The following is a 16,492-nucleotide window of genomic DNA, read 5'->3' as shown; positions in this document are numbered from 1 at the left end:
AAAGCGACATAAAACTAAAAAAGCCGTTTTCCGATGCGCTCGGTAATAAATGAGTAAATGCTTCTCCCATAAACGCACCTACACCTGAAACATTAACCAATGTACCTAAGCCGAGTGCTGCAGCAACAAATACGACGGTACCAAAATCAACTGAACTGTTAAATTTCTTTGTTTCAAGTACACCCCATCGTGGTAATAATAAAACGATAGTCGCAACAAGACCGACCCAAGCTGGGTTCACACCATGTATTGAGTCAGTGATCCAAAACAGTAAGGTGAGTCCGAGAATAATGACAACTTTTCTTTGTAATTTATTGATATGTATATGGTCACTCGGTTCATTTGTATCCTGAGCATGCAGGCTCTTAGTAGGTTTGTCGACAATTGACGCAGGAAACAACTTCAATACTAAGTATATAATTAAGAGTGATTTAACAATTCCTAGTATTGGAAAATGTAATAGTAAATATTCCATATAACCAAAGTGTACATTAAACAGTGTTTCACTGGATCCGACTAAAATCATATTAGGAATATTTGCTGGTAGTACCGCAAAACTAGGCATGTTGCATGAAATTGCTAACGCCGTTGCCACACCTTTACGGCCATTACTTCCTTGAGCAAAGCCCACATGCTCAGCAAGCGCCATCCCCACTGGAATTAATACCACGGCGCGACCAACTGAAGAGGGCATAATAAACCCTAAAATAATGGCACTAAACACTAACCCTGAGATAAGTCGTGGATAGCTAAGTGTTAAATGTGGTGCGATGAATGATGCACATTTTTTATCTAAAGCTGAGGTGGAAATAGCTGAGCCAATAATAAACCCTGAAATAATAAGCCAAACAGCGGTGGATGAGAATCCTGAAAATAAAGCACTAGGTTCGATTAATTGCAATATCACTGATAAAGCAAAAAACATTAATCCAGTTAAGAAAGGGGGGAGCAATGAAGCACTCCAACAGGTCAGAGTTATTAGTATAACTGCAGCGCTATATGAAAATGAAACGGGATAGTTTGCTAATGGAAACGCCATCATATAGAGAGCGGCAGCAATAGCCGTAAATGCAGCTATGCTTTTAAAATTAAGTGTAGGCGCCACGACAGTGATCCTTGTTGTGTTGAAAAATGTTGCAACGAAGACGTTGATGCGTCTATGATATCTGACCTTTGTTGGCGTTTTAAGTGGTTATTATGACAAAAGATATCGCTAATGCGACAATGTTACCTCCGAGCAATGTCGCCTTTATTGTAGACTCGACCAAACCTCTACTTACCCATCAAAGGAGTATGCCGGCAGAAGCTAACATCATGTCCCATGCTCATCCTCGAGGTCAATTATTATGGGCTGAGAAAGGTGTATTGCGAGTGACAGGAGAAGAAAACGTTTGGGTTGTTCCTTCTTCACATGCAATGTGGATCCCTGGTGATATTACCCATCAAGTTAGTAGCGAAACCAATACACGTATTCGTAATTAATACCCGTTACCACTCAATATGCATTATTCAGTCGCTAACTCGGACATCAAGACAAGGCGTAACATGACGACAATGGTTAATCCTTATCGAATGTTACAACGCAGTATTGGTTTTCGAGTTAGCGACCCACAGGGCATGCCGTGAGATAACCATCTTCGTTGTTATAAAGTTTCGATTTAACTCATTATATCTTCAACTTTATGCCTAGAACCTGTTCACCTCACGTCTTGCTGATTTTTGCATCTTGAATGATAACGGGTATGTATCGACCCCAGTTATAAAGTACGGAAGAAAGAACAAACGATAGTGATGGTCGCTATTAGTCCGCTATTACAACAAATAATATTGCGTTTAACTGATACCAAGCAAACATTATCTGAAATACGTAAACAACGATTGGGTTTAGTAGCAATCGATGAATTAGAAATCTTGCCCGCGGTTAACGCGTGTATACATTCAGGACATGATCCAAGGTTACAACGTCTAGTTAGCTATATTGTGCTGCACCCTAAGCAGTCGCTCTCATTAGTAGAATTATCTAGGTTAGCTGGCGCAAGTGTAAGAACCATTGAACGACTCTTTAAAACTGAAACTGGTATGACCTTTCGTCAATGGCGAAGCCGGTTTCGATTAATGAATGCATTGGTGCAATTATCTGAAGGTGAAAGTTCAACGGCCGTAGCCTATGAATTAGGGTATAAAAGTGTCAGCAGTTTTATCCAAGCGTTCAAAATACAGTTTGGTTGTACACCCCAAGAATACAATAGGCGCCAATCATTGTAAGGCTTGTAACACACCAATTTAACGCATTATCTATTTATACCTGTTAAATGCTGTTTCGTTATTTTTTATGTAAAGGGCTGCTTCATTATTGAGCTACTTAATAGAACACGTAATGGACCATTTAATAGATTACGTAACCAAGGTAATTTGTTACCAAAATTAACATTTCCCTTTTATCCATTTTTCCTGACGTTCAAAAAATAACTTGGTCCTTATTACGCGAATCCAAAGAGTAATTAGATTGCGATTATTTGAAACAATAGACTGCTACAGATAAGTGTTATATTTTTTTGATTTATTAATAATTAATTTTAATGTGTTGATAAATAATGATATTTACATTTTATTGCTTTATAAAGGATGTTTCGAATTTGTATTAAAATTTAAGCGTGCTATAAATAATTGTCTAATTTAATTTTTATCAATTCGATAAATTAATATCATAAATAATAATCTATTGCGCTAATGCATCTGATTCAGTAATTACAATATTATTAGCTAGAAAAAGGCAACTTAAGGGAAACCTTAATACGCAAAACCACCGGCCTATTGACAATTTATTGTCTACGGTAGCGGAGTTACCGAGGCGATGATACTTCTCATTTATCCTCTTTATTTTTTTCTTCTGTTATATATAAAAATTTCTGAATCATCACTTTTGTTGGAGACAAAAATGATGATTTTAAAAACCACGCTATTTAAAGCGATGTTATGTCTTTGTCCTGTTTTATTAATGGGTTGTGGTTCATCTGGCTCATCAAGTTCAGAGTCAGCTAAAGTATCAGAACAAGCTGATTCAAGTGAAGAATCTGCTGCTAAAGAGTCATTAGATACAATAATCGCCACAGAAGATGATGCAGTAGAAGACTCTACTTCAGAGAACACTCTAGTTGAGGACTCAAGAAGTGAGACTCCTATTCTTAGTGAGTCGATTGATAATGGAGCGATTGTTAATGAATCTATTCTTGAAGAAGAAAGCACACAACAAACGGATACGTCTTCAAATACCGATGATTTACTCAGCACTCCTGAGTCAGAACAAGCGAGTGAAGTCGATTTATATATCACTTGGGGTGATAATTCTGATAATGAAGTAGAATTTATTATCGAGCGCCGTATTCAATCTAATGTTGATTATGGAACTACGTATTATGTTGCTGAAAATACAACATCATATAATGACGAAGGTGTTCAAGTAGGTGAAACTTACTGCTATCGTGTTAGTGCATCAAACAGTATTGGTAAATCGTCATCGTCTGAACAATGTATAGAATTATAATTTCAGTCCAAATCTAAGCCAAACACTCTGTTTGGCTTTGCAAATAAATCACTTTTTTATTCCATATCAAAACCCAGTGCTGGCATCGTACTGATATCAATACTATACGTTTGTGCTGATCATGGTATTTTCATGTTCGTTAGTAGTATTTTATCCTGTTTCGCTTTGCTAAAAGCAATTGATGATTTGCTAAGGCTTAACGTGGCTGGATGTAACTATGTTGAGCATGGTCTTATTCGAAGTGATTTTAGGTCATGGGGCAAAAGGCAATGCTTCTTCGGTTAGCTCTACACTCTCATTAGTCACTTAAAAGTAACCTATCCCAATTATAAGATTCTAATCTAAACGTAGATCAAATTGTCTTAGATCAATAAAGCTATTATAACACAATTGACGTATTCAAATTCCTACCTATTATTAACTGTTAATTTTGCAAATTTTGCTGAAATTAAATATATGACTGAAGATGATTTAAATCAATGGGGAAGGCAATACTGACCCCATCCATTGATACTTTTTTATTACCTGCTTATTCAATGACTGGAAGTTATTTAAAGCGGATCACTAGCTCATGAAGATCGTCAGCCGTTTTACTCAGGTCATTAATAGAAGAGGCTGCATCGCTTGTAATAGTTACATTGTCATCGGTTAAGTCTGAAATACTGACTACTTGGCGATTAATATCTTCAGATACGTGAGTTTGCTGTTCAACAGCTGCGGCGATTTGGATAGACATATCTGAAATTTTACCAACAGAGTCAACAATACCATTAAGCATTTCCCCACTCTCTAATACCCTTTCTAAACCGTTATTGGCTTCAATGGTGCCTTTTTGTACGTGAGCGACGGCATCGTCTGTTTTTTGGGTTAATAATTCAACGATATTATAAATCTCACTGGTTGAATCTTGTGTATTCTTCGCAAGGTTTCTCACTTCATCGGCAACAACCGCAAAACCTCTGCCTTGTTCGCCTGCTCGAGCGGCTTCAATCGCGGCATTTAATGCAAGTAAATTGGTCTGTTTTGCAATTTTCTCAATCATATTCGTCGCTGTAGCAATTAATTTTGCTTGTTCTGATACGCTAATAACCGATTGACTAATGGTTTGCACCGTTTCTCGAAGTTCATTGATTGAATTACTGGTAACTTCAGATAGTTTTTTACCCTCTATAGCAAGTCCAAATGCAGTTTCAGTATATTTTGCCGTATCGTTAACTCGTTCAGAGACCTCTGCAATTGTTGATGTTATTTCATTCATTGCAGTTGCAACTTGCGTGGTTTCTGACTGTTGTTGCTCCAGGCTATTTTTAGAGTTTTGCACAAGTGTCGATGATTGATGAGAGCTTGCAGACACTTTTTTTGCCGCATCTTCAATACGACTAATAATAGTTGTTAAATGAGCCTTTTGACTAAGAATTGCCACTTCTAAACTACCCAACATACCAGTGTTGTTTGTATAGGATTGCACTGCTTGTTCGTGTGAGAAGTTATGTTTTGTACATTGAGAAAAATTAGTGATAATGCGCTTTTTTACCGCGCTAACCCAAATGCCATATAAAATAGTTGAACAAACAAGAAGGTTAAATGCAACGGGTATTGACCCTGCTATATAACTAACAATAGACAAAATCAACATGACACTTGTAAATATAGTTGGCGCTGAAACAGGCGCAGGTTTCTTCAGTCCCTTTCCTGCAGTTACTCGTTTATAAAGCTTTTCTGCTCTTTCTACATTCTCCTGTTTAGGGCATGACCGAACAGACTCATAGCCAATAATTACACCATTTTCAGTCACGGGTGTGACATAGGCATCAACCCAATAATATTGCCCATCTTTGCAGCGGTTTTTAACCAAACCCATCCAAGGTTTACCTTGCTTTAGGTGCTCCCACATTACTTCAAATACTGCTGGTGGCATATCAGGGTGTCTGACTAGATTATGCGGTTGGCCAATTAACTCATCACGCGAAAAACCACTTATTTCAACAAAAGCATCGTTACAATAAGTTATATTGCCATCGTTATTTGTTACTGAAATTAACTTGGAATCTGGAGAGAATGTTTTTCGTTGATCGATAACGGGCAGATTTTTACGCATTAAATTTAACCTTGGTTGATATTAAAACTTGGTTGATATTAAAACCCATTAAATACAATAGATTTTTGATAAAAGTAAACTGTAGTGTGTCAAATAAGTTGTAAGGACTTAATACGAAATTAAATCGTTAATTACTGTAAAACCATAGTAAGAGCTCTGATGAATTTGCATGTAAGTAACTCCTACGAGGTATTTTTGGAGATGTTACAGGACTTGTTAACAAAAAAACACCTGATATCTGCCGGTTAATACTTTGTTTCTTATATAGTGATTTAGCCTTGTCTTTTGATGAAAATATTACTCTTTAAATACGTGAATGATGTAGGTAAGCAGTCGGGTTTTTCTCTTTTTATTTATATTCATGCACGAAGGTTGGCCCTATTTAAAGCACATTATTTATACCCTAGTAAGGTGGAAATTACGAAATTATTCAAATCTCTGGTTTGGTTTTGTTAAAAGCCATGCTTTTAAGAAAATATAACGGGGATGGATATTGCCTAAATTGCTTAAATGAATAAGGTTTTAAACGGAGAAACAGGCGCACTTACAAAATAAAAACGTTATTTTTTAGAACACTTTTAGTTTCTAATGGGTTTAAGTCTAACTGGTTTAATTTTAATTACTTTAACTACTCTAATCGCTTTAATCTTAATTTGTGTCTTATTTATTAAGCTTAATTATTTTCAGGTGTGGCGCATACCCTATAGGAGGTGTTTTTATTTTTTCATTAAAAATGAAAGGCTTTCATTACTTATTGTGCATATACTCGGCGAGTTAAATCAATTAATGTAGACAGGAGAATTTCGTTTATTTAGATAAAAGATTCAATAATACAGCGTGCTTTATCTGTATTTATTGGTTGTTATGGCGAACATCCATTAGAGGTTGTATGTTATGTATTTAGTCAATATATCTTCAGAGCTTATTTATACCGTTGAATCTCCCTCAAGCTTTGTTTTTAACATTGCAGCTGCGAATACTGTGCATCAAACAACAGTACAAGAAAATCTTATTATCTCTCCTTCCATCGACAGTGAATGGTTTCAACTTAATGATTTTGGTTGTCGTGGCTTGCGTTTAACAACAGAGCCCTGTGAGCTTAGCATTCGATATAATGCCAGCGTCGAATTATCACCAGAAATAGAACGCGTATTTTATTTAAATGAAGTAGAACATAAAAGGCTACCGGCTTCTGTTCTGCCTTTTTTAAGCCCGAGTCGTTATTGTGAATCAGACCGATTAGGGCGCTTTGCTTGGAAAGAGTTTGGTCAGTTAGCCAGTGGTTACTCGCGCGTTCAGGAAATTTGTAACTGGGTCAATACGCATATTGATTATGTTGCGGGCAGTACAGATAGTTCGACAAGTGCCTGTGATGTGCTCATTCAGCGTGCGGGTGTTTGTCGTGATTTTGCACATGTGAGTATTGCGCTATGTCGTGCTTTGGGGATCCCAGCACGCTATGTGTCGGGTTATGCGGTTGGATTAAAGCCGCCTGACTTTCATGGTTTCTTTGAAGTTTATTTGGAAGATCGTTGGTATCTTTTTGATGCAACCCGTATGGCGCCCATTAGTGGGTTGGTTAGGGCGGGGATTGGCCTTGATGCAGCGGATGCGTCATTTGCGAATATTGTTGGTCAAGTAACTATGTTGTCGATTAATGTGCAGGCGGATGCTGCAGATCCGTCTTTTTTATATAGTGATGGTGTACCAGTATCGACGGCGTAGTTTAGCTTTTTGAGTTATGCAGTATTTTATTATGTAGATATTCCTTTTAAATAAACACCATGTCACTGTGTAGTTATATAGCTATGGGGTTGATGTTCGTCTGCGCTCATTCAGTCATTTTTATTATTTTTTGTTTGTTGTTTCGCCCTTGCGGCGACTTTACTTTCCTTTGAGTGGCCAAAGGAAAGTAAGCAAAGGAAAGGCTAACCGAGTCCTTTTCTGATCCAAGTTGAGTATGTTTTATTTGAAGAGTGAAAAAAAGCAGTTTTTGTCCTTGTTAAAAAATTTAATTTGTAATGTTCTGCCGAGGTTGCTTTACATGGCTTAGTTTATTGGGGTAAGTAACCTGTAAACTCCCTATTTTTACCCAAGTTTTTTCAGGCGCATAAACATGAAGTGAAGGTATTGGAATAGTTTTTTTTCCATTATAGTTATACCTTTTGGCGCTGTATGTTTCGCATAAAAGTAAATGTGCAAATAATGCAGAATATTTTCGATTAATTTCTAATGATATATCCCATTTTTTTAAATAATTATGTTTATACAATTGTTTAAAATTTTTATTAAGTTTATCAATATCAAGTGGCTTGTGAGATTTATGGCATAGAAATGCTATTAAAATCAAAGCAAAATTCTTTTCTAAAGCTGAGCTAACTTCATAATTCTCAAACCTATTTTTTTCATAGAAACTTGTTTTTCCTGCTACGTATTTTATCCAACTACTTGCAAGAATTTCGGCTGCAATGGTTACATCAGAATTATTTGCTGTAAGTGGGTATTGGAGTTTCAAACCTTTAGGAAGAGGTAAGAAGTCATGTTGTTCAAGCTTGTAGTAAAAAGACTCTAAATAGGGGATTACGCTTAGATAATTACTTTTTGCCTGTTTAATATGGACTTCATCAAGTATACCTATGTAGCTTGCGTTTAGACGATAATATGTATTTTCAATTACCACCCATTTTTCCTCTGTAGACAATTGTCTGTCTTTGAGAACAGAAACCAGTCCGTTTATAATTTCTTTTTGCTCATCAAGTGAAGCCTTAGATAGCGCAAGCTTAGCTTTATATTTATTATCTAAGATTATAAATGCAAGGGTGCCTACTGTGCCAATAGCCGCGAATACAGTTGCTAGAGCTCCTACCCACATTGCCCAATTTCCAAATTCTGGCGAGTGATAAGCTACTATTTTTCCAGTTAAAACAAGAGTGATAAACACACTAACTGCGAACCCTAAAGCAGCCACTAACGTTAATAATAACTTTTGTATTATTGCTATGAGGGTCATTTTTTAGTTCCTTCAATTTCAAGCTGTTGTATAAGATCGGCATTTTCTTTTTTGAGTTTATAGGATTCTTGTTCCAGAGCTTTAAATTTTTGAAGTAATTTATTATTATAATTTTGATTTATTATTAATTGCTCAGTAAGAGTTCTTACCTCCTTATTCCTATTTAGGGCTTCTTCTTCTAATCGAATGAGCTTTATATCAATATTATTTTGATATTTTGAAACCGTCATAGTTAATTTAAGTTCAGTCTTTAAGTTTATATTTTCTTGCTCAAGTCTTGTTAGTTGAGCTTTAGAGCTATCAACAACAATAATATCAACCAAAATGACACTAATAACAAATCCCAAAATAAGAAAGGCAACAAAAAAGATAGCGTAAGTAAGCGGATTTTTTATGCATTTTTGGTCTGGCATCACAATGTATATCCTGATAAATAAAATATATTAATGTAAGTGGTAGTTGTCGCCAATCGTCTAAAGAAACCGAGAGAATAGCTAGAGTTTTTATGAGTGAATGGGACTGGCAAGCTCAATTCAATTGTTTCATAATGTATACTCTTAAGGATTAAGAGTATACAACGCGCCCGAAGAAAGCATCAAATTGATATGGCGTTAACCCATTGATTTAAAATATCTCCTAACGGTCGTAGATAACTAGGCGCTAAGTTAATACTTTACAAACTATTAATAGTTTCATTTTAAGTTGTTCTATTATTCGTTATCACATCAATCAAAAATAATTCCAAATAACTCCTCACTTTTCCACATAAATTCAATTGCTTAACCCAATCACGCTGGTGGCTTTTCATATTTAAAAAAATAACCATTGTCGAACTTGAAACTCGCTCTATAATGCGGCTAATTTTAGCGCTATAAAGCCGGTATTGGTTGCTTAAGGCGTATTGATAATGTGTTAAATAGTCATCAATTTGGGTGGCTATAGTGTGATGAAAGGGTTGGAAGATGAGTGATGTGTTGAGCATTGTTTTATTAATACTAGCAGGTGCTTTATTTGCTATGTCGGAGATTTCGGTTGCGGCGGCTAGGAAGATTAAGCTACGTGTGATGGCGGATGAAGGCAGTGCTAAAGCACTTGATGTGATTGAGCTGCAACAGCAACCGGGTAACTTTTTTGCAATGATGCAAATTGCATTAAATGGTATCTCTATTCTTGGCGGTATTATTGGTGAGCAAGCATTAACCCCTTATATTCGTAAGATGGTCAGTCTGTTTTATCAAGGCCCGTTATTGGGTGAAGTCAGTTTTGTCCTTTCTTTTATTTGCCTAACTTCTTTGTTTATTTTGTTTGCTGATTTATTACCTAAACGGTTGGCTATTATTATGCCGGAAGCGGTGGCTATTCGTATTGTGTCCTTGATGCGCTGGATAACCTTTTTGTTAATGCCGGCGGTGTTTTTGTTTAACGGCCTGACTAATATTATGCTGCGTTTGTTTGGTATTCCTACCGAGCGTACGGAGTTGGTGACAACGGAAGATATTATCGCAATGATGGATGCGGGCGCGGAAGATGGCAGTTTGCAAAAGCAAGAATATCAATTGATTGGTAACGTGTTTGATTTAGAAGTTAGCACCATCGGGAGTGTGATGACTCCGCGTGACCAGATCATCTTTTTTGATTTAGATGATAGTAGCGATGAAATCAGCAAGAAAATTATTGAACAGCCTCATAATGACTTTCTAGTGTGTGATGGTGGCTTGGATAAAATTCGTGGCAGTATTGAATCAAAAGAGATTTTACGCCTAGTGTTAAAAGGGGAGTTGGCACAAATTCACCCAACACAGGTGGATAAAGATTTGTTCTACTTACCTGAAACATTGACGCTTTCTGAAGCATTGAATGCCTTTAAAGTGGCGACTCAACCTTTTGCGGTGATTGTTAATGAATACGCCACTGTGGTGGGTATTGTGACGGTAAAAGATCTGTTGAGCAGCTTTATGGGTGAATTGATCACGCATCAAGACGAAGAGCAAATAGTACAAAGGGATGATTCGTCTTGGTTGATTGAGGGCTTAACACCAATTAATGAAGTGATGCGTTGCCTGGCGATTGAAGAGTTTCCTGATCGTATTCAATATGAAACGATTGCTGGTTTTATGATTTATACACTGAAACGTTTACCTAAACGCACCGACCATTTTACCCACCAAGGTTACAAGTTTGAGGTGTTGGATCTGGAAGGTGTTCGCGTTGAACAAATTCTGGTGACTAAGCTTAAGTAACCTCAGTTCTGGATAAGCAAAGCGATACAACACCGTTATTTCCGCGGATTTCTTTGTTAAACACTCTCTCAATAACCAGTTGTTGAGAGATAAAGTAGTTCATTTAACTTGTTTGATAGATACAAGCAAATATCTAGAACCACATAACCATCGCCACATAACCATCACCACACAACAATCACACAATAAGCGCACAAAATAAATTTTATTATTGTGCGCTTATATCCTGCCCATTCTCTTCTTATTTTGCACACTATTTAGCATCACTTTTTTGTAAGCTTAACTTGTCATTTTTGTGTATTTATTTTGTATAACGCTTTTTAAATCAATTACTTTTATTTCCCTAAGTTGCTTGTTTTTCAGTCTATATTGGCATTTTCAATCAATAAAAATTGTTGAACTAGCTGTCTGTTCAATTTTTTTTGTTGAACAACACAAAATTATTATCTAGACGTGATGCCGTTATTACCCAATAATCCGCGCCATAAATTGTGCGATAGCCATTGTTTTTAATTCTATTTAATTCTATTTAATTCCTGTTAATTAGAAAAATAAAAAGGCGGCCATCGAGCTGTGATTTCAGTTCACTGAGTCACCATTATTCCTACATTATTATTGAGAGATCTAAATTTGCAACATTCAACTGATATGGAACGCATTCGAGCGGAATACAATGTTCGTTACTGGAGCCAAGGTTTTTATGGGATCAACGACCAAGGTGAGGTGTATGTTTCACCGCGCAGTGGCAGTGATCATCAACTTGCATTAAGTGACATTGCAACGCAATTGGCTGAGCGTAATTTAAGCATGCCTGCATTAGTGCGTTTCCCACAAATATTACACCAACGTGTACATAATATTTGTGATGCTTTTAACCAAGCAATTCAAGAAGTTGAATACGATAATCGTTACTTATTGGTTTACCCTATTAAAGTTAACCAACAAAAAGAAGTGGTTGATGAAATTTTAGCAAGCCAAGCTGGATTAGAGCATAAGCAACTTGGGCTTGAAGCGGGCAGTAAACCGGAATTATTAGCCGTATTAGCGTTGGCGCATAAAGCCAGTTCAGTGATTGTTTGTAATGGTTACAAAGACAGAGAATATATTCGTTTAGCATTAATTGGTGAAAAACTAGGACATAAAGTACTGATCGTATTGGAGAAATTATCTGAACTTGATTTAGTGTTAGAAGAAGCTCGTTCGTTAGGCGTTAAACCGCGCATGGGCTTGCGTATTCGTTTAGCTTCTCAAGGTGCAGGTAAATGGCAATCAAGTGGTGGTGAAAAGTCTAAATTTGGTCTTGCTGCTGCTCAAGTATTAACGGTTGTTGAACGTTTAAAAGCAGAAAACCAATTAGATACATTACAGCTAGTACACTTTCATCTAGGTTCGCAAATGGCGAATATTCGTGATGTACGTAATGGTGTGAGTGAAGCGGCACGTTTTTATTGTGAATTACGTACGATGGGTGTGCCATTAGATTATTTAGATGTCGGCGGCGGTTTAGCGGTAGATTACGATGGAACACGTAGCCAATCTCATAATTCAATGAATTATAGTTTAGCGGAATATGCACGTAATATTGTGATCACGATTAGTGATATTTGTAATCTTTATGATCAACCTAAACCTGCGATCATCTCTGAGTCTGGTCGTTCATTAACAGCGCATCACGCGGTGTTAATCACCAATGTTATTGGTGCAGAAACTTACAAACCAGAAGTAATTGAAGCACCGGTTGAGCCTGGTTCGTTATTACTACAAAACATGTGGAATAACTGGAGTTTATTATCTGGCGGCAGTGATGACCGTGCGTTAATTGAGATTTACAACGATACACAAAGCGACATTGTAGAAGTACATAATCAATTTGCGACTGGTGTATTAAGTTTGCAAGAACGCGCTTGGGGTGAGCAAGTTGCATTACGCATTTACCATGAATTAAGTGCGCAAATGAGTACAAAAAACCGTTTTCATCGTCCTATCTTAGATGATTTAAACGAGCGTTTAGCGGATAAGTTCTTTGTTAACTTTTCACTATTCCAATCAGTACCAGATGCGTGGGGAATTGATCAAGTTTTCCCAATTTTACCGCTGTCTAATTTACAGAATGCGGGCGAACGTCGCGCTGTATTGTTAGATATTACCTGTGATTCTGATGGTGTGATTGACCAATATGTTGATGGACAAGGCATTGAAACAACCTTACCGGTACCAGCTTGGTCTGCTGATAAACCTTACTTAATGGGCTTTTTCTTAGTGGGGGCTTATCAAGAGATTTTAGGTGATATGCATAACCTATTTGGCGACACGCACAGCGTTGTGGTTAATGTGGATGAGCAGGGTGGATGGGAAATAGAATCGATTAATGAAGGTGATACGGTTGAAGATGTGATGAAATACGTACACATCGACGTTGAAGCGATTCGTGATAATTACCGTGCATTGGCATCATCGCGTATATCGGTTGACGAGCAGCAAAGTATTTTAGATGAGTTAGAGCAAGGTTTAGCGGGTTACACTTATTTAGAGGGTTTTTAAATGTCGGCATCCTTTAACGATTTATTCACCAAAGAAGATTACTCATTATATTCTAATGCGATGACGTTTATGCGTCGTCCGTTAGTGAAAAATCCTTTAGCGAAAGATCCATTGGCAGAAAGTGCGGATGTAGTGGTGTTAGGTGTGCCTTTTGATATGGCGACATCAGGTCGTTCTGGTGCGCGTATGGGCCCAGATGCTGTGCGCCGCGCATCGGTTAATTTATCTTGGGAAAGTAAAAAATTCCCATGGGAATTTAAACTGTTTGATCATACTAAGGTGATTGATGCCGGTGATTTAGTATTTGATTGTGGTGATGCAGAAGACATGACACAACGCCTTGAAGCTGCAGCGGATCAAATTCTAAGCAGTGGTAAAATGTTGCTGAGCTTAGGGGGCGATCACTTTGTTACGCTTCCTTTGTTACGTGCTTATGCGAAGCATCATGGTGAGATGGCATTAATTCATTTTGATGCGCATACGGACACCTACAATAACGGCAGTCGTTATGACCACGGCACGATGTTTTACCATGCGCCTAAGGAAGGGTTGATTGACCCTAAGTCGTCGGTACAAATTGGTATTCGTACTGAATATAAACAGCAAGGTCATGGCTTTAATGTGATTAACGCAATGCAAGCGAATGATTTATCAGTTGATGAGATTGTGTCTCAGGTAAAACAGATTGTCGGTGACAAACCGGTATATTTAACCTTTGATATTGATTGCTTAGATCCTGCTTTTGCGCCAGGTACTGGAACGCCTGTTTGTGGTGGTATTAGCTCCGATAGAGCGTTAAAGATTATTCGAGCTCTGCAGGGGATTAATTTGGTGGGTATGGATGTGGTCGAAGTGTCACCAGCCTACGACCAAAGCGAGATCACTGCGCTTGCTGCTGCAACAATCGCATTAGAGTTATTGTACGTTTGGACAGCTAACAAATTGAACGCGTCTAACGTCACTGCTTAGCATTTGCTTGGTACTTACTTAGCATTACTGCTATTTACTTTCTAATACAGCGTCTATTTACGGTAGGATTTTAAAAAATCCTGTAAATAGACGTTATGCACTTCAAAGTTGAATCTGCCGTTTAATTAACTGATTAATATACCAACTTAGTAAACCAACTTAGTAAACTATCTTAGCCTGCTAGTCTGCCGAAAAGTCATCTTAAACGTCATTAAAAATTGTTATCTAATAATGCTTTTAATACACGACGGCGAGATATCACACCAACCACTTTATTATTTTAGCTATTGTTTTCGTTGATAACTGGATAAGTTTTTGGTTGAGGACCCCACCATCTTTTCAGCTAATGAGAAAATCGTTTGATCTGCTCTAACACTTAATACTTCTTTACGTTACTTGATTTATTGCAAGGGGCTGTAGTTTGCTTTGAGCTTATTTTCTCTCATCTTATTTCTTTTCATCTCAAAACAATATTAATACAGGTATGGCTGGGGCAAGCTAGGTTAATGAGATTAATGAGTCGCAGAGCAGTCGTTAATTGAGCTGATATGTATAACGTTTAATTATTATTATGATAATTAATCATAATTTTAATGTATCAATAGGAAGGCGTATATTGCTACCTATCGAAGCGATACTGCGCTTCATAATTAATCATTACGCTTGGCGTTGAAGATATTTACGCAGCTTGCAGCAAGGTAAATGCAACAGGTAAAAAAGTGACTCGGCACTATTAAAGGTGGAATCACTCATATTACTTTTAATAAAGACTCCGATGAATATCAAACAGAATTGATTCAAAGTGAATCTTAATGCCAAGCTGAATAACTTTTAAAGGAAATTATAATGACAGATTTACTCTTTCAACCACTTCAATTAGGCAACATTTCATTAAAAAACCGTATTGTAATGCCTCCGATGACACGCTCTCGTGCTACTCAACCGGGAAATGAAGCGAATGAAATAATGGCTGAGTATTATTCACAACGCACAGGTGCTGGGCTTATTGTTAGTGAAGGCACACAAATTTCTGCATTAGGTCAAGGCTACGCTTGGACACCGGGTATCTATAGTGCAGCACAGATCGCAGGTTGGAAAAAAGTAACAGATGCCGTACATGAAAAAGGCGGTGTTATGTTTGCTCAGCTTTGGCATGTTGGTCGAGTATCACACCCAGATAACACGGGTGGTGTTCAACCGATTTCTTCTTCTACCTTGAAAGCTGAAAATGTAAAAGTATTTGTTGATGACGGTGTTGGCGCGCCTGGTTTTGTTGATGTAGTTGAACCTCGTCAAATGACGAAAGCGGATATTAAAGCTGTTATTGAAGAATATCGTCAAGCGGCACTGAATGCTCTTGAAGCGGGATTTGATGGTATTGAACTTCATGCTGCCAATGGTTATTTAATCAATCAATTCATTGATTCAAATGCTAATAATCGTACTGATGAATACGGTGGCAGTATTGAAAATCGTCTGCGTTTTCTGGGTGAAGTGGTTGCTGCAATGGCTGAAGCTATTGGCGCAGATCGTGTGGGTGTTCGATTGGCGCCGTTTACGTCATTAAATGGTACGGTTGATGAAACGCCTGTTGAGACTTATAGCGCCGCCGCTGCATTATTGAATACGCATAATGTTGTTTATATTCATATTGCAGAAGTGGATTGGGACGATGCACCTGAAACACCTTTATTATTTAAAGAAAATGTTCGCACAGCTTATCAAGGAACATTAATTTACGCGGGACGTTATGATGCTGAAAAAGGCGAGCAAGCTATTAAAAGTGGATTGGCTGATATGATTGGTTTTGGGCGTCCATTTGTGTCTAACCCCGACTTACCAAATCGTATTAAAAATGGATACCCATTAGCAGCTCATGATCCGGAGTCGTTATTCGGTGGAGCTGAAAAAGGCTTAACGGATTATCCTGAATACAGTCAGGCTGAGTAAGCTAAGCTGTCTCTTAAAAAGGTATACCTTAAAAACTATACCAGAATAAATCTAAGCATGGTTAATCTGAATGTTGCAAATAAGTTAAGCTAATTCTTGTGACTCAGTTAAACTAGCCTGACTAGTCATTCAGTTTATTA

General features: G+C 37.4%; 12 protein-coding genes and 1 riboswitch. Of the genes, 8 read left to right on the top strand and 4 right to left on the bottom strand.

Annotation, left to right across the window (positions count from 1 at the left end; all coding sequences use genetic code 11):
• Window positions 1-1,105: SLC13 family permease (locus MT391_RS06145; RefSeq protein ID WP_499497228.1), on the bottom strand; the 1,105-nt coding region annotated here is incomplete at its 3' end.
• Between the two features lie 92 nt (window positions 1,106-1,197).
• Here MT391_RS06145 and MT391_RS06140 point away from each other — a divergent pair.
• From MT391_RS06140 to MT391_RS06130, 3 genes are all read left to right on the top strand, one after another.
• Window positions 1,198-1,482 carry a cupin domain-containing protein gene (locus MT391_RS06140; protein WP_499497227.1) on the top strand — a complete coding sequence of 95 codons (285 nt, stop codon included), beginning with the start codon at window positions 1,198-1,200 and terminating at the stop codon, window positions 1,480-1,482.
• Window positions 1,483-1,791: 309 nt separating this feature from the next.
• Window positions 1,792-2,265 (top strand): helix-turn-helix domain-containing protein, encoded by a 474-nt coding sequence (locus MT391_RS06135; protein ID WP_499497226.1) that lies wholly within the window; start codon window positions 1,792-1,794, stop codon window positions 2,263-2,265.
• Between the two features lie 497 nt (window positions 2,266-2,762).
• A riboswitch (cyclic di-GMP riboswitch) is annotated at window positions 2,763-2,851 on the top strand.
• Window positions 2,852-2,938: 87 nt separating this feature from the next.
• Complete coding sequence (locus MT391_RS06130; RefSeq protein ID WP_499497225.1) at window positions 2,939-3,544, top strand: hypothetical protein; 606 nt, start codon at window positions 2,939-2,941, stop codon at window positions 3,542-3,544.
• A 547-nt stretch (window positions 3,545-4,091) separates the two neighbouring features.
• Here the strand turns inward: MT391_RS06130 and MT391_RS06125 are convergent.
• Window positions 4,092-5,642 carry a methyl-accepting chemotaxis protein gene (locus MT391_RS06125; RefSeq protein WP_499497224.1) on the bottom strand — a complete coding sequence of 517 codons (1,551 nt, stop codon included), beginning with the start codon at window positions 5,640-5,642 and terminating at the stop codon, window positions 4,092-4,094.
• Between the two features lie 894 nt (window positions 5,643-6,536).
• Here MT391_RS06125 and MT391_RS06120 point away from each other — a divergent pair.
• Window positions 6,537-7,367: a transglutaminase-like domain-containing protein gene (locus MT391_RS06120; RefSeq protein ID WP_499497223.1), complete on the top strand. Its 831-nt coding sequence runs from the start codon at window positions 6,537-6,539 to the stop codon at window positions 7,365-7,367.
• Between the two features lie 286 nt (window positions 7,368-7,653).
• On the opposite strand, the gene MT391_RS06115 is transcribed toward MT391_RS06120, so the two are convergent.
• The gene (locus tag MT391_RS06115) at window positions 7,654-8,652 is read right to left on the bottom strand and encodes a hypothetical protein (RefSeq protein ID WP_499497222.1); all 999 of its coding nucleotides are present in this window, start codon (window positions 8,650-8,652) and stop codon (window positions 7,654-7,656) included.
• Window positions 8,649-9,065, bottom strand: a complete 417-nt coding sequence (locus MT391_RS06110) for a hypothetical protein (protein WP_499497221.1) — start codon at window positions 9,063-9,065, stop codon at window positions 8,649-8,651. The genes MT391_RS06115 and MT391_RS06110 overlap by 4 nt, the downstream gene beginning before the upstream one ends.
• 549 nt (window positions 9,066-9,614) lie before the next feature.
• Between MT391_RS06110 and paeA the strand changes: the two genes are divergently transcribed.
• The 4 genes from paeA (at window position 9,615) to MT391_RS06090 (ending at window position 16,352) form a co-directional block, all read left to right on the top strand.
• Complete coding sequence (paeA, locus tag MT391_RS06105) at window positions 9,615-10,892, top strand: polyamine export protein PaeA (protein WP_166369844.1); 1,278 nt, start codon at window positions 9,615-9,617, stop codon at window positions 10,890-10,892.
• Window positions 10,893-11,507: 615 nt separating this feature from the next.
• On the top strand, window positions 11,508-13,433 hold the full coding sequence (speA, locus tag MT391_RS06100) for a biosynthetic arginine decarboxylase (RefSeq protein WP_499441406.1): 1,926 nt from the start codon (window positions 11,508-11,510) through the stop codon (window positions 13,431-13,433).
• Window positions 13,434-14,402 (top strand): agmatinase, encoded by a 969-nt coding sequence (speB, locus tag MT391_RS06095; protein WP_499441404.1) that lies wholly within the window; start codon window positions 13,434-13,436, stop codon window positions 14,400-14,402.
• A gap of 846 nt (window positions 14,403-15,248) precedes the next feature.
• Entirely contained in the window at window positions 15,249-16,352 is a 1,104-nt protein-coding gene (locus MT391_RS06090) for an alkene reductase (RefSeq protein WP_499497220.1), read from the top strand.
• Window positions 16,353-16,492 lie beyond the last annotated feature (140 nt).

Source organism: Vibrio sp. 1-Bac 57 (genome assembly GCF_037546855.1).
GTDB lineage: Bacteria > Pseudomonadota > Gammaproteobacteria > Enterobacterales > Psychromonadaceae > Psychromonas.
The sequence above is the reverse complement of the archived record's forward strand: the minus strand, read 5'-3'. Positions and strand labels throughout refer to the sequence as shown.

Excerpts from the sequence above, each read along its gene's own strand:
- MT391_RS06140 (WP_499497227.1), top strand. The coding sequence starts at position 1,198 with ATGACAAAAGATATCGCTAATGCGACAATGTTACCTCCGAGCAATGTC.
- MT391_RS06135 (WP_499497226.1), top strand. The coding sequence starts at position 1,792 with ATGGTCGCTATTAGTCCGCTATTACAACAAATAATATTGCGTTTAACT.
- MT391_RS06130 (WP_499497225.1), top strand. The coding sequence starts at position 2,939 with ATGATGATTTTAAAAACCACGCTATTTAAAGCGATGTTATGTCTTTGT.
- MT391_RS06125 (WP_499497224.1), bottom strand. The coding sequence starts at position 5,642 with ATGCGTAAAAATCTGCCCGTTATCGATCAACGAAAAACATTCTCTCCA.
- MT391_RS06120 (WP_499497223.1), top strand. The coding sequence starts at position 6,537 with ATGTATTTAGTCAATATATCTTCAGAGCTTATTTATACCGTTGAATCT.
- MT391_RS06115 (WP_499497222.1), bottom strand. The coding sequence starts at position 8,652 with ATGACCCTCATAGCAATAATACAAAAGTTATTATTAACGTTAGTGGCT.
- MT391_RS06110 (WP_499497221.1), bottom strand. The coding sequence starts at position 9,065 with ATGCCAGACCAAAAATGCATAAAAAATCCGCTTACTTACGCTATCTTT.
- paeA (WP_166369844.1), top strand. The coding sequence starts at position 9,615 with ATGAGTGATGTGTTGAGCATTGTTTTATTAATACTAGCAGGTGCTTTA.
- speB (WP_499441404.1), top strand. The coding sequence starts at position 13,434 with ATGTCGGCATCCTTTAACGATTTATTCACCAAAGAAGATTACTCATTA.
- MT391_RS06090 (WP_499497220.1), top strand. The coding sequence starts at position 15,249 with ATGACAGATTTACTCTTTCAACCACTTCAATTAGGCAACATTTCATTA.